The 19,853-nt window shown below is 67.0% G+C and carries 17 protein-coding genes, 2 tRNA genes, 1 pseudogene and 1 riboswitch; of the genes and pseudogenes, 12 read left to right on the top strand and 8 right to left on the bottom strand.

Annotated elements, in window-relative coordinates; all coding sequences use genetic code 11:
• Positions 1–22: 22 nt before the first annotated feature.
• The 4 genes and pseudogenes from fdhE to JHW45_RS10855 all read left to right on the top strand — a co-directional run bounded on the left by fdhE (position 23) and on the right by JHW45_RS10855 (position 4,310).
• Entirely contained in the window at positions 23–937 is a 915-nt protein-coding gene (gene fdhE, locus JHW45_RS10840) for a formate dehydrogenase accessory protein FdhE (RefSeq protein ID WP_272857713.1), read from the top strand.
• A complete protein-coding gene (selA, locus tag JHW45_RS10845; RefSeq protein WP_272857714.1) occupies positions 937–2,313 on the top strand; it encodes an L-seryl-tRNA(Sec) selenium transferase in 1,377 nt (458 codons plus the stop codon). The genes fdhE and selA overlap by 1 nt, the downstream gene beginning before the upstream one ends.
• Positions 2,310–4,118: pseudogene (gene selB, locus JHW45_RS10850) on the top strand (selenocysteine-specific translation elongation factor); the annotation flags it as partial. The gene selA and the pseudogene selB, both read left to right, overlap by 4 nt.
• Positions 4,119–4,214: 96 nt before the next feature.
• A tRNA-Sec gene (locus JHW45_RS10855) sits at positions 4,215–4,310 on the top strand.
• A gap of 56 nt (positions 4,311–4,366) precedes the next feature.
• Here JHW45_RS10855 and JHW45_RS10860 read toward each other — a convergent pair.
• Positions 4,367–4,831, bottom strand: a complete 465-nt coding sequence (locus JHW45_RS10860; protein ID WP_272857715.1) for a hypothetical protein — start codon at positions 4,829–4,831, stop codon at positions 4,367–4,369.
• Positions 4,832–4,995: 164 nt separating this feature from the next.
• Here JHW45_RS10860 and tig point away from each other — a divergent pair, with 164 nt between their 5' ends.
• Positions 4,996–6,330 carry a trigger factor gene (tig, locus tag JHW45_RS10865; protein WP_272857716.1) on the top strand — a complete coding sequence of 445 codons (1,335 nt, stop codon included), beginning with the start codon at positions 4,996–4,998 and terminating at the stop codon, positions 6,328–6,330.
• 185 nt (positions 6,331–6,515) lie between these two features.
• Positions 6,516–6,938, top strand: a complete 423-nt coding sequence (locus tag JHW45_RS10870; protein WP_272857717.1) for a DUF1489 family protein — start codon at positions 6,516–6,518, stop codon at positions 6,936–6,938.
• 22 nt (positions 6,939–6,960) lie between these two features.
• On the opposite strand, the gene JHW45_RS10875 is transcribed toward JHW45_RS10870, so the two are convergent.
• The 6 genes from JHW45_RS10875 to JHW45_RS10900 form a co-directional block, all read right to left on the bottom strand.
• Positions 6,961–8,103 carry an iron-containing alcohol dehydrogenase gene (locus JHW45_RS10875; protein ID WP_272857718.1) on the bottom strand — a complete coding sequence of 381 codons (1,143 nt, stop codon included), beginning with the start codon at positions 8,101–8,103 and terminating at the stop codon, positions 6,961–6,963.
• Between the two features lie 95 nt (positions 8,104–8,198).
• Entirely contained in the window at positions 8,199–8,678 is a 480-nt protein-coding gene (locus JHW45_RS10880; RefSeq protein WP_272857719.1) for a 6,7-dimethyl-8-ribityllumazine synthase, read from the bottom strand.
• A 77-nt stretch (positions 8,679–8,755) separates the two neighbouring features.
• Positions 8,756–8,883, bottom strand: a riboswitch (FMN riboswitch).
• A gap of 70 nt (positions 8,884–8,953) precedes the next feature.
• Complete coding sequence (locus JHW45_RS10885; RefSeq protein WP_272857720.1) at positions 8,954–11,443, bottom strand: DUF3772 domain-containing protein; 2,490 nt, start codon at positions 11,441–11,443, stop codon at positions 8,954–8,956.
• Between the two features lie 14 nt (positions 11,444–11,457).
• Complete coding sequence (locus JHW45_RS10890) at positions 11,458–12,489, bottom strand: cysteine synthase A (RefSeq protein WP_272857721.1); 1,032 nt, start codon at positions 12,487–12,489, stop codon at positions 11,458–11,460.
• A 93-nt stretch (positions 12,490–12,582) separates the two neighbouring features.
• A complete protein-coding gene (locus tag JHW45_RS10895) occupies positions 12,583–13,680 on the bottom strand; it encodes an NUDIX domain-containing protein (protein ID WP_272857722.1) in 1,098 nt (365 codons plus the stop codon).
• Positions 13,677–14,549: a DUF2059 domain-containing protein gene (locus JHW45_RS10900; protein WP_272857723.1), complete on the bottom strand. Its 873-nt coding sequence runs from the start codon at positions 14,547–14,549 to the stop codon at positions 13,677–13,679. Before JHW45_RS10900 ends, JHW45_RS10895 begins: the two co-directional genes overlap by 4 nt.
• Before the next feature lie 96 nt (positions 14,550–14,645).
• Between JHW45_RS10900 and JHW45_RS10905 the strand changes: the two genes are divergently transcribed.
• The 6 genes from JHW45_RS10905 (at position 14,646) to JHW45_RS10930 (ending at position 18,622) form a co-directional block, all read left to right on the top strand.
• Positions 14,646–14,735: transfer RNA gene (locus JHW45_RS10905), tRNA-Ser, on the top strand.
• Positions 14,736–15,317: 582 nt separating this feature from the next.
• On the top strand, positions 15,318–15,896 hold the full coding sequence (locus JHW45_RS10910) for a DsbE family thiol:disulfide interchange protein (RefSeq protein WP_123194461.1): 579 nt from the start codon (positions 15,318–15,320) through the stop codon (positions 15,894–15,896).
• 161 nt (positions 15,897–16,057) lie between these two features.
• On the top strand, positions 16,058–16,414 hold the full coding sequence (locus tag JHW45_RS10915; RefSeq protein ID WP_336385784.1) for a TlpA disulfide reductase family protein: 357 nt from the start codon (positions 16,058–16,060) through the stop codon (positions 16,412–16,414).
• 115 nt (positions 16,415–16,529) lie between these two features.
• Positions 16,530–17,231 carry a cytochrome c biogenesis CcdA family protein gene (locus JHW45_RS10920; protein ID WP_203561098.1) on the top strand — a complete coding sequence of 234 codons (702 nt, stop codon included), beginning with the start codon at positions 16,530–16,532 and terminating at the stop codon, positions 17,229–17,231.
• A 4-nt stretch (positions 17,232–17,235) separates the two neighbouring features.
• On the top strand, positions 17,236–17,850 hold the full coding sequence (locus JHW45_RS10925) for a class I SAM-dependent methyltransferase (RefSeq protein ID WP_123194464.1): 615 nt from the start codon (positions 17,236–17,238) through the stop codon (positions 17,848–17,850).
• A 112-nt stretch (positions 17,851–17,962) separates the two neighbouring features.
• On the top strand, positions 17,963–18,622 hold the full coding sequence (locus tag JHW45_RS10930) for a cation diffusion facilitator family transporter (RefSeq protein ID WP_197717488.1): 660 nt from the start codon (positions 17,963–17,965) through the stop codon (positions 18,620–18,622).
• On the opposite strand, the gene JHW45_RS10935 is transcribed toward JHW45_RS10930, so the two are convergent.
• Positions 18,606–19,853 carry a cytochrome P450 gene (locus JHW45_RS10935; RefSeq protein WP_163464874.1) on the bottom strand — a complete coding sequence of 416 codons (1,248 nt, stop codon included), beginning with the start codon at positions 19,851–19,853 and terminating at the stop codon, positions 18,606–18,608. The genes JHW45_RS10930 and JHW45_RS10935 overlap by 17 nt on opposite strands.

A 19,853-nucleotide genomic window follows, 5' to 3' on the forward strand; every position in this document is an offset into this window, starting at 1 on the left:
GCCCGTGCGGCCCGGAGAAATCATGCCCGCATCCATTCAGCCCGATCCTTCCCTCATCGGCGGCGTTCCCACGCCGCCGCTGGCCTTCCTGCCCGACCCCGACCGCCTGTTCGCCAGCCGCGCGCGGCGTTTCGCGTTTCTGGCCGAACATGACGCGCGGCTTGGGCCGTATCTGGCGTTTCTGGCCGAACTGACCACGTTGCAGGCGCGGCTGGTGGACGAATTGCCCGACCCCGATCCGATCCCGACGGATCGGATCGCGCAGGCGCGCGCGCATCGCATGCCGCCCATCGACCGCGATGCGCTGGCCACCGACGAAATGCTGCACCGGACCCTGACCGCGCTGTGCGATCAGGCCCAGTCGCTGGACATGCCGCAGCCCGCCAAGCTGGCCTTGCAAGCGGTGCTGGCCTCGGATCTGGCGGACCGGCACTGGCTGCTGGAAAACATCCTGTCCGACCGCATCCCCGAAGACAGCGCCGCGCCGCACCTGTTCGCCGCCGCCGCGGTGCAGATCCACATGGCACGGCTGGCCGCGACGCTGGACGCCGACGCGCTGGTGCCGATCCGCGCCGGGATCTGCCCGGCCTGCGGCGGACGGCCCGCGACCTCGACCGTGATGGCCGCGCAGGGGATCGAGAATGTGCGCTATGCGACCTGCGCCTGCTGCGCCACAAGGTGGAACGAGGTGCGGATCAAGTGCCTGTCCTGCGGATCGACCAAGGGCATCAGCTATCGCTCGGTCGAGACGGACGAGGCAGCGGTCAAGGCCGAGCTGTGTTCGGAATGCGACAGCTGGATCAAGATCATGTATCTGGCCCGCAACCACAGCCTCGATCCGATTGCCGACGATGTGGGCAGTCTGGGGCTGGATCTGCTGATGAAGGATACCGGGTTCAGCCGAGGCGGGGTGAATCCCTATCTGGCCGGGTATTGATGGCCGGGTTTCGTGCCCTGCCCTCGGTCGATCAGTTTCTGCAATCCGACGCCGGACAGGCCCTGATCGCCGAACATGGCCGCGCCATGGTCACGGATGCGGCGCGCGCCGGGCTGGACGCCGCGCGCGCGGCGATCCGGCAGGGTGCCTCGGGCGACGATCAGGCCGCGCGGCTGCCCGCGCATGTCGCATCCGAACTGGCGGCGGCAACGCGGACCGGGCTGCGGCCGGTGCTGAACCTGACGGGAACCGTGCTGCACACCAATCTGGGCCGGGCGATCCTTGCGCCGCAGGCGATCCAGGCCGCCGCGTCCGCGATGGCCGCGCCGATGGCGCTGGAATTCGATCTGGACGGCGGCGGGCGCGGGCAGCGCGACGATCATCTGCGTGGCTTGCTGCGCGAACTGACCGGGGCCGAGGACGCCACCATCGTCAACAACAACGCCGCCGCCGTGCTGATCGCGCTGAACACGCTGGCGCAGGGCCGCGAGGCAATCGTGTCGCGGGGCGAGCTGATCGAGATCGGCGGCGCGTTCCGCATGCCCGACATCATGGCCCGCGCCGGCACCCGGCTGATCGAGATCGGCACCACCAACCGAACCCATCCGGGCGATTACGAGGAGGCCATCGGTGCCGAGACCGGGGTCATCCTGAAAGTCCACACCTCGAACTATCGGATCGAGGGGTTCACGGCCCAGGTGGCCGCACCGCGCCTGGCCCGGATCGCCGCCGCGGCCGGGGTGCCGCTGCTGAACGATCTGGGTGCCGGATCGCTGGTCGATCTGTCGATCTTCGGGCTGCGGCGCGAGCCGACCGTGGCCGAGGCCGTGGCCGAGGGCGCCGATCTTGTCACCTTCTCGGGCGATAAGTTGCTGGGCGGGCCGCAGGCGGGCTTCATCGTCGGCCGGCGCGACCTGATCGCGCAGATCGACCGCAATCCGCTGAAACGCGCCCTGCGGCTGGACAAGATCCGCATCGCCGCGTTGCAGGCGACGCTGAGCCTTTATCGCGACCCCGACCGGCTGGCCGAGCGGCTGCCGACGCTGCGCCACCTGTCGCGCCCCAGGGACAGCATCGCCGCGCAGGCGGCCCGGCTGGCACCGCAGATCGACGCGCTGCTGGCCCCGATCGGGTTTCACACGGCGTCCTGCGACTGCGCCAGCCAGATCGGGTCGGGCGCGTTGCCCGTCGACACGATCCCGTCGGCCGGGCTGCGGCTGACCGGTCAGGGGGGCGATGCGCCCGACCGACTGTCGGCCCGGCTGCGCGCCCTGCCCCGCCCGGTCATCGGCCATATCCGCGACGGCTCGCTGATCCTCGATCTGCGCTGCCTTGACGAGGATCGCGATCTGCTGGACGCGCTGGCGGCGCTATGATCGTCGGGACGGCGGGGCATATCGACCACGGCAAGACCGCGCTGGTCCGTGCGCTGACCGGCACCGATGCCGACCGGTTGGCCGAGGAAAAGGCCCGCGGCATCACCATCGATCTGGGCTTTGCCTATGCCGATCTGGGCAGCGGCACCATCACCGGCTTTGTCGATGTGCCGGGGCATGAACGGCTGATCCACACCATGCTGGCGGGCGCGGGCGGCATCGACCTTGCGCTGCTGGTCGTGGCCGCCGATGACGGCGTCATGCCGCAGACGCGCGAACACGTGGCGATCCTGTCCTTGCTGGGGATCGCGCAGGGGATCGTCGCGCTGACCAAGTGCGATCTGGTCGATCCCGCACGCCAACAGGCGGCTGCGCAGGAAATTCGCACGACCCTGGCCGGCACCGCGCTGTCTGACGCGCGGGTCCTGCCGGTGTCGTCGCAGACCGGCGCGGGGATCGATGCGCTGCGCACGGCGCTGATCGCGGCCGAGGCGCGGCTGGTCGCGCGCCGCGCCGACGGGCCGTTCCGCCTTGCGGTGGATCGCAGCTTTACGCTGGCGGGGACCGGAACGGTGGTGACGGGAACGGTCATCAACGGCCGCGTGGCGGTGGGCGATCAGGTGATCGTCAGCCCATCTGGCCTGCCGGCGCGCGTGCGCGGCATCCACACCCAGAACCGTCCCGCCGAAACCGGCATCGCCGGCCAGCGTTGCGCGCTGAACCTTGCCGGCGAGGCGATGGGAAAGGACGCCATCCGGCGCGGCGATGTCGTGCTGTCGCCCGAGATCCACGCCCCGAGCGACCGGATCGACGCGATGCTGACCGTCCTGCCGTCCGAGGCGAAAGCGGTCGGAACCTGGTTCCCCGCCCGCCTGCACAGCCACGCGGCCGAAATCGGTGCGCGCATCGTGCCGCTGTCCGATCCTGTCGCGCCCGGTTCCAGCGGACCGGTGCAGATCGTGCTTGACCGGCCCATCGCCGCGTCCGTGCAGGACCGGTTCATCCTGCGCGACGTCTCGGCCAGCCGCACCATCGGCGGAGGCCGGTTTCTGGACCTGCGCGCCCCGGCGCGCAAACGCCGCAGCCCGGACCGGCTGGCCCTGATCGCGGCGGCGCAGCACGACGATCCGGCCGCGGCGCTGTCGGCCATGCTGGCCATCGCGCCGGTCGATCCCGGCATTTTCGCCCGCGACCGGGGCCTGTCGCCCGCCGCGCTTGCGCAGGCGCTGTCGGTCAGTCGCGCACAGCGGATCGGCGATCTTGCCGTCTCGGCCACCCAGATCGACACTTTGCGCGCAGATCTGCACCGCAACCTGACGGATTTCCATGACCAGAACCCGGACCTGCCGGGGCTGGCGCGCGAAAAGCTGCGCCTGTCGCTGTCCCTGCGCCTGCCCAAGCCCGCGTTCCTCGCATTCTTGCAGGACGAGGCCGGGGCGGGACGGGTCGTGATGGACGGCGCCTTCGTCCGCCTGCCCGGCCACGAGGTCCGGTTAAGCCAGGAAGATGAGGCGCTGTGGCAGCGGGTCGCGCCGGCGCTGAGCGGCGAAAAACGCTTTCGCCCGCCCCGCGTCCGCGACTTCGCAGCGGAGTTCGGCGTCGATGAACGAGAGATCCGGCGCGTCCTGAAGCTGACGCAAAAGCTGGGGCGGACCGACCAGATCGCGCGCGATCATTTCTTTGCCCGGCCCGTCACGGCCGAAATGGCGCAGATCGCGCAGGATGTCGCCGCCCGATCCGAAGATGGCTGGTTCGCCGCCCCGGCCTTTCGCGACCGGCTGGACAACGGCCGCAAGGTCGCGATCCAGATCCTCGACTTCTTCGACCGCCTCGGCCTGACCTTGCGTCGCGGCGATTTGCGGCGCATCAATCCTCATCGCAGCGATCTGTTCGATGCATCCGGAAGGGAATCGTCCCCGGTGGGGCGGCCGGTCTTCAAAACCGGTTGGGGCAGCGAGACTGTCCCGGGTGGGTTCGACTCCCATTCCCTTCCGCCAGAATAGGCCCGGCGGACGGTCGGGTCAGCAATCGGGCAGGTCAGCAATCGGGCAGGTCAGCAATCGGGCAGGTCCGCCAGATTATGCTCGGCCGGGCCGGGCTGACGGTCAGGCTCGTCGGTGCGATCCGGCATCTGCTTCAGGTCCAGCCCGCGTGCGGTCGGCGCGTGCCACGTCTTCGATTCCGCCGTGGCGTCCTGCGAATCCGTGCCGATCCGCGACCCGCCGGTGCCCCCTGTCCATCCGGTGCTGCCGGAATCGCCCGAGTCGGTGCCGTCCTGCCCGTCCCCCTGGCCGTCCCCCTGCCCCTCTGCGGCGCCCGCACCCGGCTCGGCCCCGTCCTGCGCCTGCGCGGTCTGCGCGGGGGGAACGACCTCTCCGGCCTCGTTCACGCATGCACCTTGCGGCGCCGACTGCGCATCCGGCGTGTCCGATTGCGCCAGCGCCGCGCTGGCGGCCAGGATCGAGGTCGTGGCGGTTACGGCGCAGACCGCGCGCAGCGAAGAAAAAAACATCGTCATCCTCCATTCCGGTGCAAGCCGGTCCATCTTCCGCAACGCCGCGTCCGCCCTGCGGTTCCCGGCCCGCCAGCTATCTGCTTGCAGTGCCACGTTCCGGCGACTAGAACGGCGGAAATTTTCAGGCCGCCGCTGGCACGGCGACCCTTCTTGCTATGAGGACGATGATGCAGGTCAAGGAAACCCGGAACGAAGGTCTGAAGCGGGGCTATCAGTTCACCCTGCCCGCCGCCGAACTGGCCGAGACGGTCGACGCCAAGCTGAAAGAGGCGCAGCCCGAGGTCGAGATGAAGGGCTTTCGCAAGGGCAAGGTCCCGATGGCGATGCTGAAAAAGCAGTTCGGCCAGCGCATCATGGGCGACGCCATGCAAGAGGCCATCGACAGCGCCCTGCGCAAGCATCTTGAGGATTCCGGCGACCGTCCCGCCGCTCAGCCCAAGGTCGAGATGGAAAATGGCGAGGGTTGGAAGGAAGGCGACGATGTCGTCGTCAATGTCTCGTACGAATCCCTGCCCCCCATCCCCGAGGTCGATCTGACCCAGTTGAAACTGGAACGGCTGAGCGTTCCGGCCGACGACGCGGCCATCGACGAGGCGCTGGAGAACCTTGCGAAATCGGCCCAGAACTTCGAGGACCGCCGCAAGGGCAGCAAGGCCAAGGATGGCGATCAGGTGATCATCGACTTCAAGGGTTTCGTCGATGACGAGCCGTTCGAGGGCGGCTCGGCCGAGGATTACCCGCTGGTTCTGGGGTCGAACAGCTTCATCCCGGGCTTCGAGGAACAGCTTGTCGGCGCCAAGGCCGATGACGAGATCAAGGTCGAGGTCAAGTTCCCCGAGGAATACGGGGCCAAGCATCTGGCCGGCAAGGATGCGGTGTTCGAATGCACGGTCAAGGCCGTCAAGGCCCCGAAACCGGCCGAGATCGACGACGAGCTGGCCAAGAAATTCGGCGCCGAAGACCTGGACGGGCTGAAAAAGCAGATCGCGGACCGGCTGGAACAGGAATATGCCGGCGCCGCCCGCGCGGTGATGAAACGCGCGCTGCTGGACCAGCTGGACGAACAGGTCAAGTTCGACCTGCCCGAGTCGCTGGTCGATGCCGAAGCCAGCCAAATCGCCCATCAGCTGTGGCACGAAGAACATCCCGAGGAACAGGGCCACGACCACGGCCAGATCGAACCGACCGAAGAGCACAGAAAGCTGGCTGAACGTCGCGTGCGTCTGGGGCTGCTGCTGGCCGAGATCGGCCAGAAGGCCGAGGTGCAGGTGAACGATCAGGAAATGACGCAGGCCGTGTTGCAGGCCGCGCGGCAGTATCCCGGCCAGGAACGCGCCTTCTTCGAATTCGTCCAGCAGAACCAGGCCGCCCAGCAACAGCTGCGCGCCCCGATCTTCGAGGACAAGGTCGTCGATCACATCGCGGAACAGGCGAAGGTCGAGGAAAAGCAGGTCAGCAAGGAAGAGCTGGAAAAGGCCGTCGAGGCGCTGGACGAGCTGTAACTCCGCCCCACGCAGACACACCGGAAAGCCGCGGCGCATCGTCGCGGCTTTTTTCGTGGCGCCGACTGCGGCGACGATCCTCGCGCTCTTTCCAAATACCTCGGGGTGAATTGGCCGCAGGCCAAGAGGGGCAGCGCCCCTCTGCCGCGCTTGCGACCGGGTGCCGCGATGCCTATCTTGCGGACATGGCCGCATCGCTCAATCTCGTGAAGCTGTGCGTCGGCGCCGAAGGGCCCGACGATCTGGCGCGTTGGCAGAAGCAGCGTTTCGGCGATGCGCCGGCCTGCCATGTCACCCGCATGTGGCCCCGGCGCGAGGCCGAGTTGCTGGATGGCGGCTCGATCTACTGGGTGTTCAAGGGCGTGATGCTGGCGCGCCAGAGGATCCTGCGCCTTGACGAACGCATCGGCGAGGATGGCATCCGCCGCTGCGCGCTGATGCTGGATCGCGATCTGGTGCGCGTCGGCGCCGTGCCGCGTCGGCCGTTTCAGGGCTGGCGCTATCTCGAGGGCAAGGACGCGCCCGCCGACCTGCCTGCCAGCCGCGGCGAGGAAGAACCGCTGCCGCCCCGCGTGGCGGCGGCGCTGGCCGAGATGGGGCTGGTCTGACGCTCTGCCCGGCAGGTGCCGCTTATCCGGCAGCCCGCATCACCGCGCGCAGCGTATCGGGCGACAGCGGCGCGGGATTGGCCTTCATCGACGAGGATGAGGCCGCCGCATCCGCCGCCAGACCCTGCGCCTCGGCGCCGATCCCCATCTCGCTCAGCCTGGGCAGACCGGCTTCGCGCGACCAATCGGCCAGCATTCCGGCGGCGCGGTCCAGCGTCGCATCCTCGGCCCCGAAAGCCGTGCCGATCCATCTTCCGACCTGATCCAGACGTGTCGGATCGACTGCCTCGCGCCTGTTCGCCATCAGCACATGCGGCAGCAGCGCGCCGCAGATCGCGCCATGCGGCGCGCCGGTCAGGCCGCCAAGCGGCCCGGCCAGCCCATGCACCCCCCCCAGCCCCGCATTGGCCAGCGCCATCCCGCCGCACAGGCTGACCCACGCCATCTCGTCGCGCGCCCCTGGGTCCTCGGCCCGCATCAGGCGGCGGATTGCGGCCAGCCCGCGCGGGATCGCATCGCGGCACAGCGCGTCGGTCATCGGGTTGGCACGGGTGCTGACATAGGGTTCGATGACCTGGGTGATCGCGTCCAGACCCGAGGCCAGCGTGATCCGGCGCGGACAGACATCGGTCAGCGCCGGGTCCACGATGGCCAGCCGGGGCAGCATCCGCGCATCGCGCAGGCTGACCTTGCGCCGGTGCGCGGGCACGCCGATGACGGCGTTGCGCGTCACCTCGGCCCCGGTGCCGGCGGTGGTAGGCATGGCGACGAAGGGCAGCGGCGCGCGATCCAGCGGCAGGCCCTGCCCGACCACCTCCAGATGATCCAGCATCGGACGCAAGGCGGGCACCAGGGCCGCAATCGCCTTGCCGGCGTCGATCACCGATCCGCCGCCCATCGCGACGACAACGCCCGCGCCCGCCTCGCGGGCCGCGCCGACGCCGGCCTCGATCAGCGCCATGTCGGGCTCATCCGCAACCGCAAAGCCCGACACCCGGCATCCTCGCGCCTCAAGCTGCGCGCGCAGATCCGCGCTGCGGGCCGGGGACGCGCCGTGAACCAGCAGCACCGATTGACCCAGTGCCGCCACACGGTCGGGGGCGGCACTGGCTTGCCCCCGGCCGAACAGGATTTCGGTCGCGGTGGCGAAGGCGAAGGGGGACATGGCTGGCTCCTGCGTGGGGTCGGCCCGTTATCCGGCGTGGCCGGGCCGGTGTCGATCGGTCACGGCGCGGGCGCGGCAGGGGCGCGCGGCGAGGGTCAGGCGACTGCCGCGCGATCCTGCTGCGCAAGCTCGGCGTCCAGCGCCAGGATCTGACGCACCGCCTCGGCCGCCTCGGCGCCCTTTTTCACGAAATGCCGGCGATAGAAATCGGTCATGGGCTCGACCTCCTGATAGTTGTGCGGCGTCAGCGAGACCGAGAAACACGGCACGCCGGTCTCCAGCCCGACGGTCATCAATCCGTTGACCACCGCGGCGGCCACGAAATCGTGGCGATAGATGCCGCCATCGACCACGAAGGCGGCCGCGACGATGGCGTCGTATCGTCCGGTCTTCGCCAGTTTCCGGGCGACAAGCGGCATCTCGAACGCGCCGGGCACGTCGAACGCGTCGATCTCGGCACTCGGCAGCAGCCGGGCGGCCTCGTCCACGAAACCGGCATGGGCGCGGTCCACGATGTCCGCGTGCCAGCGCGCCTTGATGAATGCGATTCGGGGGTGGGGTGTCGTGTCGGTCATCTTCTTCGGAACCCTTCGTTAACCAGCGTCAGGTCCCAGAGCACGAGCCTTGACCGGCCCGGAAAACGCGGGCGGCCCAAGGTTCTCTTCCATCCGGACTATACCGTCGGCACCGGAATTTCACCGGCTCTGCTGTCCCTTCACGAAAAGGCGCTCGCGGGCTTTCACCGCCGGTGGGGAATTTCGCCCCGCCCTGAGAACGACCGCGATATAGCATCGCCGCCGCCCGTGGCCAAGATGCCGCGTCGCGGCCATCGGCGGGACGGGCGCGGCAATCAGCGGTCGCCGCCGCCGCTGTCGGGCCCGGCCGCTGCGCCGTCGGCATCGTCGAAGGCAATCCTTGGGTCCTTGTCCGGCGTCTGGGCCGGCTGCTGCTGAATCGCAGCAGGTTCGCGCGCCGTGTCGCTGTCGGCTGCCCCGTTGCCGCGCAGCGTTTCGGGGTTGCGCAGCCAGATATCGCGCTGCGCGAAGGGAATTTCGATCCCCTCTTTCGCGAAGCGTTCGGCGATCTGGTGGCAGACCTCGGACGTGACGCCCAGACCGGCGCCGACATCGGACAGGACCGCCCGAATCTCGAAATCCAGGCTGTCGGCGCCAAAGCCGCGGAACAGGACCGCGGGCGGCGGGTCGATGGTGACGATGGGCTGATCCTCGATGATCTCTTGCAGGATGCGTTCGACCCGGCGCGTGTCGCTGCCATAGGCGATGCCCACCGGGATGATGATCCGGCCGGTCTGGTTGTGCCGCGTCCAGTTGGTCACCGGCTGCGTGATCAGGTCGCTGTTGGGAACGATCACCTCGGTCTTGTCGAAGGTCTCGACCTGGGTGGAGCGCACCGAGATGCGCTTGACGATGCCCTGCTGTCCGCCCGCGCTGATCCAGTCGCCGACGCTGATCGGCCGTTCGATCAGCAGGATGATGCCCGAGACGAAGTTCGACACGATGTTCTGCATGCCGAAACCGATGCCGACGCCCAGGGCACCGGCGATGAAGGCCAGCGAGGACAGATCGATCCCGGCCGAGGTGATCGCCAGCAGCCCGGCCAGAAAGATCCCGACATAGCCCAGCCCCGACACGACGGCGTTCTGCCCGCCGGGATCCAGCTTGGTCTTGGGCAGGACCGATGTGCGCAGCGCGCCCTGCACCGCCCGCGTCGCCATATAGCCCACCGCGAAGACGATCAGGAATGTCAGCACGCCGCCGGGCGAGATGGTGATGCCGCTGATGCTGAACCCGCGCGAGAACGAGGTCCAGTATTCGGCCAGATCGGTGCGGCGCGCGCCCCAGATCACCATGAACAGCGGGATCGACAGGATGACCAGCGCAAACCCGATCAGCAGCGGCGCCAGCCCGTCGCGCGCCCCCTCTTGGCCGCGCATGACCATGTCGAACAGATCGGCGATGAAATCCTGCAACAGGATCAGAAGGCCGATCAGCGCCAGCGTCAGCGCCCAGGGCCACATCAGCATGTTGGCAAAGTTGATCATGCCGACCGCGCCCATCAGCACCGCGAAGACGACGACGACACGCGTCAGCATCCCGGCCACGGCCAGCGTCTTGTGACGATAGGTCAGGTTTGCGCCCTGGCCGCGATGGTTCAGCGTGCGCAGCGCCTTGCCCAGCCGGAACAGCGCGATCCCGGCCAGCAGCAGCAGGATGAAATGCCAGACCGAGACTGCGCCTTCTTCGATGTCCAACGGGACGCGCGCAACCTGATCTCCGACCCGCTCATACAGGCCCGACAGCGGCAGGACGCCGCGCGCCAGAATGTGATGGACGGCAAAGATGACCGAAAGGGTGATGACCAGACGGCGCGCCTTGCCGCGCGGCCGCTCTTCCATGTCCAGCGTGTCGTAATTGATCGACCGCACCGGAAACAGCTGGCGCGCCAGCCAGCCGCCGCCGAACAGGATCACCCCCGCCGCAGGCAGCGCGTTGAGGAAAGGCAGCGTCCATTCGCCGGCCAGTCCGGTTTCCTTCGCGGCCCGGATGCCCAGATAGATCCCGATCATCGGCAGCACGATCTGCCCAAGCGAGGTGATGAACACCACGACGGCGCGCGAATGCTGGGACGCACGCGCCGACAGCCGCGAGGGCAGCGACTGCACCCATGACCGGCCATAGGTCAGCAGCACGACGGCGGCGACCAGATAGGCCAGGATCGGCAGGATGCGCGATCTCACCTGCGCCCAGACCGATCCGTCGGCAAGCTGCGCGACCTCGGCCCCCACGCCTTCGGCCAGTTCCAGCGCGGCATTCGCGGCCGCGACCCAGCTCGTCGGCGCCAGGGGCGAGGGAGAGGCGCGGGCAAGTTCGACCGCCTGCCTGTCGGTGGTGATCTCGTCGATCTGCTTGATCAGCCCGTCGGCGCGGCTGAACGCCTCGACCGCCTTCAGGCGCGGCGCCTGAAGCGTGGTCAGCTGCTGCTGCAATTCGGCCCGCCGCGCAGCCACGTCGGGGTCTTCGGTCTCGCCCTCGGCGGGGGCCGGGCCGATTGCCTCAAGCTGTTCCTTGACGGTCGCGATCCGGCCGGAATTGGTGTTCTGCGCCTGCTGAAACCTGCTGCGCCAGTCGACAAGGGCGGCGCGGGTGATGGCCAGCTGTTCGTCCGTGGCGGGGTCGTCGTCGTTGTCGGTGACCTCTTCGGCCTGCGTCGCGACCTTTTCCCATGCCTGATAATCCAGCCCGCCCCCCTCTTGCGCGGCCAGAGGCGCGGCGACAAGCAGAAGCACCGTCAGCAGGACGGTCAGAAATGCGCGTATCATGCGATAGGGTCCTCTCAGTCCTCGAAGACTTCGGGCAGATCGGGGGTTTCGCGCGTCATCCAGCCGGGAACGGGCAGTCCCTTGGCGCGCAGGAAATCGGGATTGAACAGTTTCGTCTGATAGCGGTTGCCGTAATCGCACAGGATGGTGACGATGGTGTGGCCCGGCCCCATCTCGCGCGCCATGCGGATCGCGCCGGCGACGTTGATGCCTGACGATCCGCCAAGGCAAAGCCCCTCGTGTTCCAGCAGATCGAAGATGATCGGCAGCGCCTCGTCGTCAGGGATGCGCCACGCCATGTCGGGGGTGAACCCTTCCAGATTGGCGGTGATGCGGCCCTGCCCGATCCCTTCGGTGATCGAACTGCCGGGGCTCTCGAATTCGCCGGTGGTGTAGAACGAATACAGCGCCGCCCCCTCGGGGTCGGCCAGCCCGATCCTGACGCCGCGCGGCTGCAGGGCCATCGCGACCCCGGCCAGCGTGCCGCCGGACCCCACGGCGCAGACGAAGCCGTCCACCTTGCCCTTGGTCTGGTCCCAGATCTCGGGGCCGGTGGTTTCCAGATGCGCCTGCCGGTTGGCGGTGTTGTCAAACTGGTTGGCCCAGATCGCGCCGTTCGGTTCGGACGCGGCCAGCGCCTCGGCCAGCCGCCCGGAATAGCGGACATAGTTGTTGGGGTTCTTGTAGGGCGCCGCCGGCACCTCGACCAGGGTCGCACCGGCCAGCCGCAGCATGTCCTTCTTTTCCTGGCTCTGCGTTTCGGGGATGACGATGACCGACCGGAACCCCATCGACGCCCCGACCAGCGCCAGGCCGATGCCGGTATTGCCCGCCGTCCCCTCGACGATGGTGCCGCCGGGGCGCAACTCGCCGCGCGCCACGGCGTCGCGGATGATATACAGCGCGGCCCGATCCTTGACCGACTGGCCGGGATTCATAAATTCGGCCTTGCCCAGAATCTCGCACCCGGTGTCGTCGCTGGCCCGGTTCAGCCGTATCAGCGGCGTGTTGCCGATCGCATCGGACAGATCAGAACAGTTTCGCATAACGATCGACCTTTCTTGAGGTGCGTGAGGCGTTCGGAATACCTACACATGCGGGGTCGCAATGGGCAACCCCGCCGCGCCGCACCGCACACGTCACGATCCTGCCAGTTCCCGCAACAGCCCCTCGCGCCGGTGTTCCAGCCACAGGACCAGCATCGCCAGCGGCCCGTTGGTGATCTGCCCGTCCAGCACCATCCGCACCAGATCCGCGCGCCCGACCAGATGACCCCGAATATCCTCGGTCTCGGTCTCAAGGCCGTGAACGCCCGCGCTGCCGTCGGGCAGATCGGCGATGCCCACATAAAGGTAAAGATATTCGGTCACCGCGCCGGGGGTGGGATAGTGATGGATCGCGGGAAACAGGCGGCCCAGTTTCAGCCCCGCCTCTTCCTGCGCCTCGCGCCGCGCCGCATCCTCGATCCCCTCGCCCGCATCGATGCGTCCGGCGATCGCCTCCAGCAGCCAGGGCCGGGGATCGCGGCGGAAGGCGGGACCGACGCGGAACTGTTCGATCACCAGCAGACGGTCGCGCACCGGGTCCCATGGCAGCACGACCACGGCATCGCCCATCACGAATCCCTCGCGCCGGACGGTCGGGGTAAAGCCGCCCGCATGGGTGCGATGCGACATCTTCCAGACATCGACGGCGAAATAGCCGGAATAGGGTTCCTGCCGGCCGTGCAGCCGGACATCGTCCGCACCGCGTCGCGCCACCAGTTCGCCGCCCGAAGGCGGGCTGGCGGCCGCGCGCAGCCGGCTGTGCGCCCACACGCCGATCATCGGCAACCGCGCCGCGACCTGTTCCGCATCCAGCCGATCGGGCGCGGCCAGAACCTCGTGCGCGATGGCGGCGGCCAGATCGCCGGGCCAGTCGGTGGCCGACCACGTTCCGCTTTCATCTGACTGCGCCTGAAGCCCCATCAGCGGCGGGCCGCCATCGTCAGCATCAACCGCCTTAAGCCCCATCACCGCCGCATAGCGCCGGAACGCCGGCGTCGTCGCGACACGGATCGCCGCGACCTCGCCCGCGCCCTCTGCCAGCACCGGCCAGGTCCCGGCCTCGATCCCGGCACGCATGCCGCCGATCAGCCTGCCCGCCACCGGCTCGGTCGCAGTCCCCGGCGCAAGCCCAAGTGCGGTCCGCATCCGGGGATCGGCCAGCGGACCGAGCAGCCGGACCGTGCCGGTCACAGCGCGCGCCCCTGCATCTGCGCGGCGGCGGCGACCCCCAGATCGCGCGAGGTTTTCAGAAACAGCGCATCGAAGCCCGCAAACAGCAGCGCCGACAGCGCCCTGCCCTCGTCCGAGCCGGCAAAGGCGATGTAGATCTGCAATTCGGCGTCGTTCAGCGGCGAATAGGCCAGCATCAGATACGCCTCCAGCCAGCCCAGAGTCTCGGCCCGGATGGCGGGTTCCTGCGCCCAGGCATCGGCCAGCATCTGCTCCTCGCTCATGTTCATGTCGAACCCGCCGGCATCGGCAAAGCCGCGCGAAAAGGCGATCGCGGCGTTCATGCCGCCGGCCACGTTGGGGCCAAGCAGATCGGCCGTCTCGATCAGCCGCGCGATGTCGCGCACGCGCGGATCGGCGCGGCTGGCCGCCGCGGAAAAGCGTTCGCGCGCCTGCGCCTCGGTCTCGGGATCCAGCATCGCCTGTCGCGCGCTGGTCTCAAGCCCGATCAGCCTTTGTCCCAGCCCGGTGCGATAGAAATCCAGCGCCGCCTCCAGCCGCGGGTCCGGGGTCGCGGGCAGGTTGCGCCGGATGCCGTCCTTGAACAACGCCTCAAGCCGGGCCGGATCGTGGATCCGCGCCACCTTGTCCAGCCAGCCGCCCGCGCCGCCGTTCTGGAACATCTCGTCCTGCATGGCGCGCGCCTCGATCAGCGCCTCCTGACGCAGGATCGGCATCAGCGCATCCATGTCCATCACCTGCCACAGCCGCGCGGCCTGCGCGGCCCGGTCCCCGGCGTCTTCGGACATAACCTGCGGCGGCGCGGGCTGCTGCGCCTGGGGCGCGCCGGCGACCAGCAGCGCCGCGATCAGGCAGAGGGTTCGGAACATGGCGATGCCTTTCTGTGGGAACGGGATTTTTTCGACCAAACCCCCTTGCACTTCAACCCCCACCAATCTAAATCCCCGCCTCACCACACCAGACGCGGAGAGGTGCCGGAGTGGTCGAACGGGGCGGTCTCGAAAACCGTTGAGCCTTCACGGGTTCCGTGGGTTCGAATCCCACCCTCTCCGCCACTTGCCCTCGCGAAAGCGTTCTCCTGATCCGGCTGCGGCGGGATTTTCTCGTTGTTTTCGAGGGTTATGCGGGACGGGCTGAGCACTGACCCCGGCGCCAGGTGGCCCGGAAGCGGTCTCTGAAGGCCGATATTCTCCGGACCTGATGACTGCGCGGGTTTGGTGAATTGTTTGCAAGTATCTGGAGCTGGAAGGTTTTTTCTAGGCGGAAGCTGAACACTTCGACGTCGGTGGCACTCGCCGAGACGGAACAGAGATCGAACTATCGCCAGCGATCGTGTGCCCAGTTCAGCCAGAACATTCGCCACTGACTATACCCGATTAGCGCTTTTGCGTCCGTTCGCTGCGCCCCGCGCAAACGGCCTGGTCGCGGACGAAGGGGCCGTTCAAAGAACTTAATTCAACGACATCTTCAGATACCGACCTCTCGCTGATTTCATATGAATCTAAACAGTAAGTATGGCTCGGGTCTGCGAAGCCGGGGCAAAGCCCTCCCCAACGCTCGGCATTGTGATCGGCGACGGTTTGCTTCATATCAGTAGACGCTGATACCTTATTCCTTCCAAGTATTGACGGCAGGCTATGAGTTCGAAGGATAACCAGGAAAAGCGGCGGCGGAGGGGGCGGCTGCTTGCGCTCTTGCCACTGGCGGTGTTCGGCCTGCTGGGTGCGGCCTTCTATTGGGGCCTCTGGAACAACGACGACCGGTTGCCCTCGACGCTGATCGGGAAACCGATCCCGGAGTTCGCGCTCCCGCCCATCGAAGGGCGGCAGGACGGCCTAGCGTCGGCGAACCTGCAAGGCCAGGTTTCTCTCGTCAATGTCTGGGCGTCGTGGTGCGTCCCCTGCCGCACGGAGAACCCGCTTCTCGTCGACCTGGCCGAAGCGGGCACCGTTCCGATCTACGGTATCAACTACAAGGACGATGCCGAGGAAGCGCTGGGTTTCCTCGACGAGCTCGGCGATCCCTTTACCCGCATCGGCGCGGACCGATCAGGCCGCGTTGCGATAGACTGGGGCGTCTATGGAGTGCCGGAAACATACATAATCGATGCCGAGGGGCGCATTGCATACAAGCATGTCGGCCCCTTTGATCAGGCCTCGCTTGAGGAGGACATTCTGCCGGTCGTGCGCCGGTTGCAGGCGGAGAGCGACCCGTGAGGCGACGTGACGTCCTTGCCGGAGTCTTGGCGCTTGCGGCAAGCCCTGCCTCCGCCCGACCACCGATCCCTAATCACGGGACTCCGCGTGAGCTCCTGTCGCCGCCTTTCGTGGATGGAGATGGACGGGATCTGACGCTGGCGGACTTCGAGGGACGTGTCGTGCTTCTGAACATTTGGGCGACCTGGTGCCCGCCTTGTCGCGAGGAGATGCCGACGCTCGACGCGCTGCAAGCGCGCCTCGGCGGATCGGATTTTCATGTTCTGCCGCTGTCGATCGATCGGGCCGGTCTCGAACCTGTGCGCCGCTTCTACCGAGAGACCGGCATTCGCAACCTCGATCTCTATATCGCGGAGGATACGCGCGCGATGCTGGCCTGGGCCGTGGTGGGCCTGCCGACAACGATTCTGATCGACCGCATTGGGCGCGAGCGCGGGCGCCTCGCAGGCCCGGCCGAATGGAACAGCCCCGAAGCCGTTGCGCAGATAAGCGCTCTTATTGACGAACGTAAGCAATAGGACATGGAAAAGCACGACGACCGCGCCAGCCGTTCCGCTCCGTGCGCACACGTGGTGGCGGTCTACCGATCAGTTTGGAGATGTGGATTTGATTGAACTTTCCGCTCTTGGACTAATGGCGGCATTGCTGGCCGGTGCCGTTTCCTTTCTGTCGCCCTGCGTGCTGCCGCTCGTGCCCGGCTACGTATCCTACGTTGCCGGACGTACGGTCACCGGCAGTGCAGCGCCTTCGAAGGGGCGGGCCGTCTGGCTCAGCTTCTGTTTCGTCCTTGGCTTCTCCACGATATTTATCGCGCTTGGGGCCTCTGCCACCGCGCTCGGTCAGGCGCTGCTGCAGTGGCGCTACGAACTCAACCTCGTCGGCGGCGCGATCGTGATCCTGTTCGGTCTGTTCATGATCGGGGCAGCGCGCCTGTCGGCCATGGAGCGCGACCTGCGTTTTCATCTCGACCTGCCGGGCGGGCAACCGGTCGCCTCCTACGTGCTCGGACTCGCCTTCGGTTTCGGCTGGACACCGTGCATCGGGCCGATCCTCGGCGCCATCCTAACCGCCAGCGCGACAAGCGCGACGATTGGCGAGGGCGTCGCATTGCTTGCCGTCTACTCGGCCGGCCTTGGGATCCCGTTTCTGGTCGTCGCGGGGTTCACCGACAGTATTGCCGGCAGGCTGCGCGGCATCGGTCGTTGGGGTCGCCGCCTGCATCAGGCTGCGGGCGGCGTCATGATCCTGATGGGCCTGGCGATGATGACCGGGCGGTTGAGCGCACTGGCCTACTGGCTGCTGGACACCTTCCCTGTCCTTGCGCGGATCGGGTGAACAGATGCGACTGTACGAGAAACATATCCTCCCTCGGCTGACGCATCTGGCGATGGGCCAGGATCAACTTCTTCCCTACCGGCGCCGCGCCGTCTCCGGGCTGCATGGACGTGTGCTGGAGATCGGGATCGGCTCGGGCCTGAACCTTGCGCTCTACCCCGAGGCCGTGCGTCAGATCATCGGTGTTGACCCGTCGCCCGAACTCCTCTCTCGGGCCGCGCAAACCTCCCATGGCCTGATGCCCGCGGCCGAGATCATCGAGGGCGTGGCCGAAGCATTGCCGCTGGAGGATCGCAGCGTCGACTGCGTCGTCGCCACCTGGGCGCTCTGCAGCGTGTCGGAGCCGGAGAAGGCGCTCGCCGAGATCCGGCGCGTTCTCAAGCCGGACGGCATCTTCCGCTTCGTCGAGCATGGTTTGGCGCCGGAGCCCGGTGTCCGGCGCTGGCAGCGCTGGCTCACGCCCGTCTGGAAACACTGCGCCGGGAACTGTCACCTTGACCGTCCAACGGCCGGCTTGATCGAGACAAGCGGCTTCCGAATGGAGCGGCTCGACACCGGCTACGCGACAGGTCCGAAGCCCTTGGTTTTCATGTATGAGGGGCAAGCTCGCCTCTACTAAGGAAGCTTGGAAAAAGAACAACATCGGCTTTCGATTCGTGGCGCAACACTAATGGCAAGGCAATCAATTCTCGCCTCGAACTTTGGCTGCAGGCTCCGCCTTATGAGGTATTATGAGTAGTCAGCAAGATAACCGGCAGGCCAATCTGACGCGCGGCATCCGCGTCGAGATCGCCAGCCTCGTCTACAACATCATCGAGGTCGTCGTATCCGTCACCGTGGGACTTCTGACCGGCAGCGCGGCACTGGTAAGCTGGGGTCTCGACAGCACGGTCGAGGCCACCTCGGCCGCGACACTGATCTGGCGCTTGAAGGGGGAGAAAGACGGTGCCGAAAAGCGCACGGTCCTGCACCGCAAGAAGGTCGCGCTCTACGTGGTTGCCTGTGCCTTCTGGATCGTTGTCGCGGCGATCCTCTACGAGGCGGTCTCCGCCTTCCTCTCGCAGAAGGCGCCGGGCTTCAACTGGTGGGGTATCGCGATCCTGGGTGCTTCGCTCGTGGTCAACCCGTTCCTCGCCTGGGGCAAGTATCGCTATGGCAAACGGCTCGATGCGCCCGCCCTGAAGTACGATGCCAAGGACACCATGATCTGCCAGTATCAGACAATCGTGGTGTTGGCCGGGATCGGTCTGACGCAATGGATGGGCTGGTGGTGGGCCGATCCGGTCGCGGCGCTTCTGATCGTGCCCTACGTTGCGTGGGAGGCGTTCGAGGCCACCAAGGATGCGCGGTCGGTCGATCCGGACGACGCCGAAGCTACTGCCGACGCCTGACGTTGCGCATGATGAACCGGGATTTAGGCATGGGCGGCAGTTCTCCGGTTTCCAGATCCAGATCCTGATCCGGCACTTCGTAGTCGATGGCGTTCACCAAGAAACTGCAAAACGCCTTCATCTGGCTGATCGCGATCCACTCGCCCGGACAACGGTGGTTCCTGTGGTGATCACCACCGCCCTGCGGAATGAAGTCGTAGGGGGTGACCTCCCGATCGTGAAACCGCTCGGGCCGGAACTCTTGCGGCGCGTCCCACGAGCGAGCGTCGGTATTCGTACCGTAGAGGTCGAGCAGAACCCGGTGTCCTTTGGTAAAGCGATATCCGCGCCACTCGAAATCGCTCTTCACCCGTGCCGCGACCGCGGGAAAGAACGGATACAGACGGCGGACCTCTTGCACGAAAGGTTCGAGCTGTCCCTCGTCATCCTTCAGCTTTTGCCGCCACTCGGGATTCCGATGCAGGGCATGCGCCGCCTGGGCGATGAACGCAGAGACCGCGACGATCGGGCGTACCACGTTCAGAAGCTCCACGGCGGCAACCTTGGAGGTCAGCAGCTCCCCGTTCAGATCACGCCAGGTCGCGACGATATGGGCAGCGCTTTCCTGTGCCGGCCGGAGGCTTCCGTCGCGCACCCGCTCGATGATGCCGGCCGCCCAACGCTCCGCGCGATGCCGCGCCAGACGCGCGCCCCAGTGCTTCCAGCCGACCGCCCCGGCGTCCTGGAATAACGCCGTCATCTGCGCCGTCCGCGTCTCGACCTCCGCTTCGGGAAGCGGCACGCCCGACCAGGCACAGGCGGCTCTGGTGAGGATTTCGCGCACTTCGTCGTAGAGAACGACCTTCTCCGCCGCTTGCCAGTCCCGTGCGTAGCGGTCCAACAAATCCCGCGTCCTGTTTTCGAGAGCTTCGATCCGCTCCGACGCCATGAGTGATATGAACATCCGCTTGCGATGACGGTGGGCCTCGCCATCGAGCCCCTGGATGCCCTTTTCGCCGAGCAGGGTTTTCTGGATACGCTTCGGCATCGAGCCCGCGCGCACGAGCCCATCTTCGGAATAGAAGACCTCGGCTGCTGCGGCACCGGTCATGCAGATCGTCTTCTGCAACAGGATGCGGGTCTCGAACAGGTCGCCTTCAAGATCGCGGCATGTGTCCGGAATGAATCCATATGGGTTGCGCAGCAGGGCGAGCGTGCTGTCGATGCCCTTTGCGGATGGAATGCTGGACAT

The sequence above is a fragment of the Paracoccus stylophorae genome, from assembly GCF_028553765.1.
GTDB classification, from domain to species: domain Bacteria; phylum Pseudomonadota; class Alphaproteobacteria; order Rhodobacterales; family Rhodobacteraceae; genus Paracoccus; species Paracoccus stylophorae.

What these genes read in the sequence shown, in the direction of transcription:
- fdhE (WP_272857713.1), top strand. Translation starts at nt 23, where the DNA reads ATGCCCGCATCCATTCAGCCCGATCCTTCCCTCATCGGCGGCGTTCCC.
- JHW45_RS10890 (WP_272857721.1), bottom strand. Translation starts at nt 12,489, where the DNA reads ATGCGAAACTGTTCTGATCTGTCCGATGCGATCGGCAACACGCCGCTG.
- JHW45_RS10875 (WP_272857718.1), bottom strand. Translation starts at nt 8,103, where the DNA reads ATGTCCCCCTTCGCCTTCGCCACCGCGACCGAAATCCTGTTCGGCCGG.
- JHW45_RS10870 (WP_272857717.1), top strand. Translation starts at nt 6,516, where the DNA reads ATGGCCGCATCGCTCAATCTCGTGAAGCTGTGCGTCGGCGCCGAAGGG.
- JHW45_RS10930 (WP_197717488.1), top strand. Translation starts at nt 17,963, where the DNA reads ATGAGTAGTCAGCAAGATAACCGGCAGGCCAATCTGACGCGCGGCATC.
- JHW45_RS10880 (WP_272857719.1), bottom strand. Translation starts at nt 8,678, where the DNA reads ATGACCGACACGACACCCCACCCCCGAATCGCATTCATCAAGGCGCGC.
- JHW45_RS10935 (WP_163464874.1), bottom strand. Translation starts at nt 19,853, where the DNA reads ATGTCCAGCATTCCATCCGCAAAGGGCATCGACAGCACGCTCGCCCTG.
- JHW45_RS10885 (WP_272857720.1), bottom strand. Translation starts at nt 11,443, where the DNA reads ATGATACGCGCATTTCTGACCGTCCTGCTGACGGTGCTTCTGCTTGTC.
- tig (WP_272857716.1), top strand. Translation starts at nt 4,996, where the DNA reads ATGCAGGTCAAGGAAACCCGGAACGAAGGTCTGAAGCGGGGCTATCAG.
- JHW45_RS10900 (WP_272857723.1), bottom strand. Translation starts at nt 14,549, where the DNA reads ATGTTCCGAACCCTCTGCCTGATCGCGGCGCTGCTGGTCGCCGGCGCG.
- JHW45_RS10910 (WP_123194461.1), top strand. Translation starts at nt 15,318, where the DNA reads ATGAGTTCGAAGGATAACCAGGAAAAGCGGCGGCGGAGGGGGCGGCTG.
- JHW45_RS10920 (WP_203561098.1), top strand. Translation starts at nt 16,530, where the DNA reads ATGGCGGCATTGCTGGCCGGTGCCGTTTCCTTTCTGTCGCCCTGCGTG.
- JHW45_RS10860 (WP_272857715.1), bottom strand. Translation starts at nt 4,831, where the DNA reads ATGACGATGTTTTTTTCTTCGCTGCGCGCGGTCTGCGCCGTAACCGCC.
- selA (WP_272857714.1), top strand. Translation starts at nt 937, where the DNA reads ATGGCCGGGTTTCGTGCCCTGCCCTCGGTCGATCAGTTTCTGCAATCC.
- JHW45_RS10925 (WP_123194464.1), top strand. Translation starts at nt 17,236, where the DNA reads ATGCGACTGTACGAGAAACATATCCTCCCTCGGCTGACGCATCTGGCG.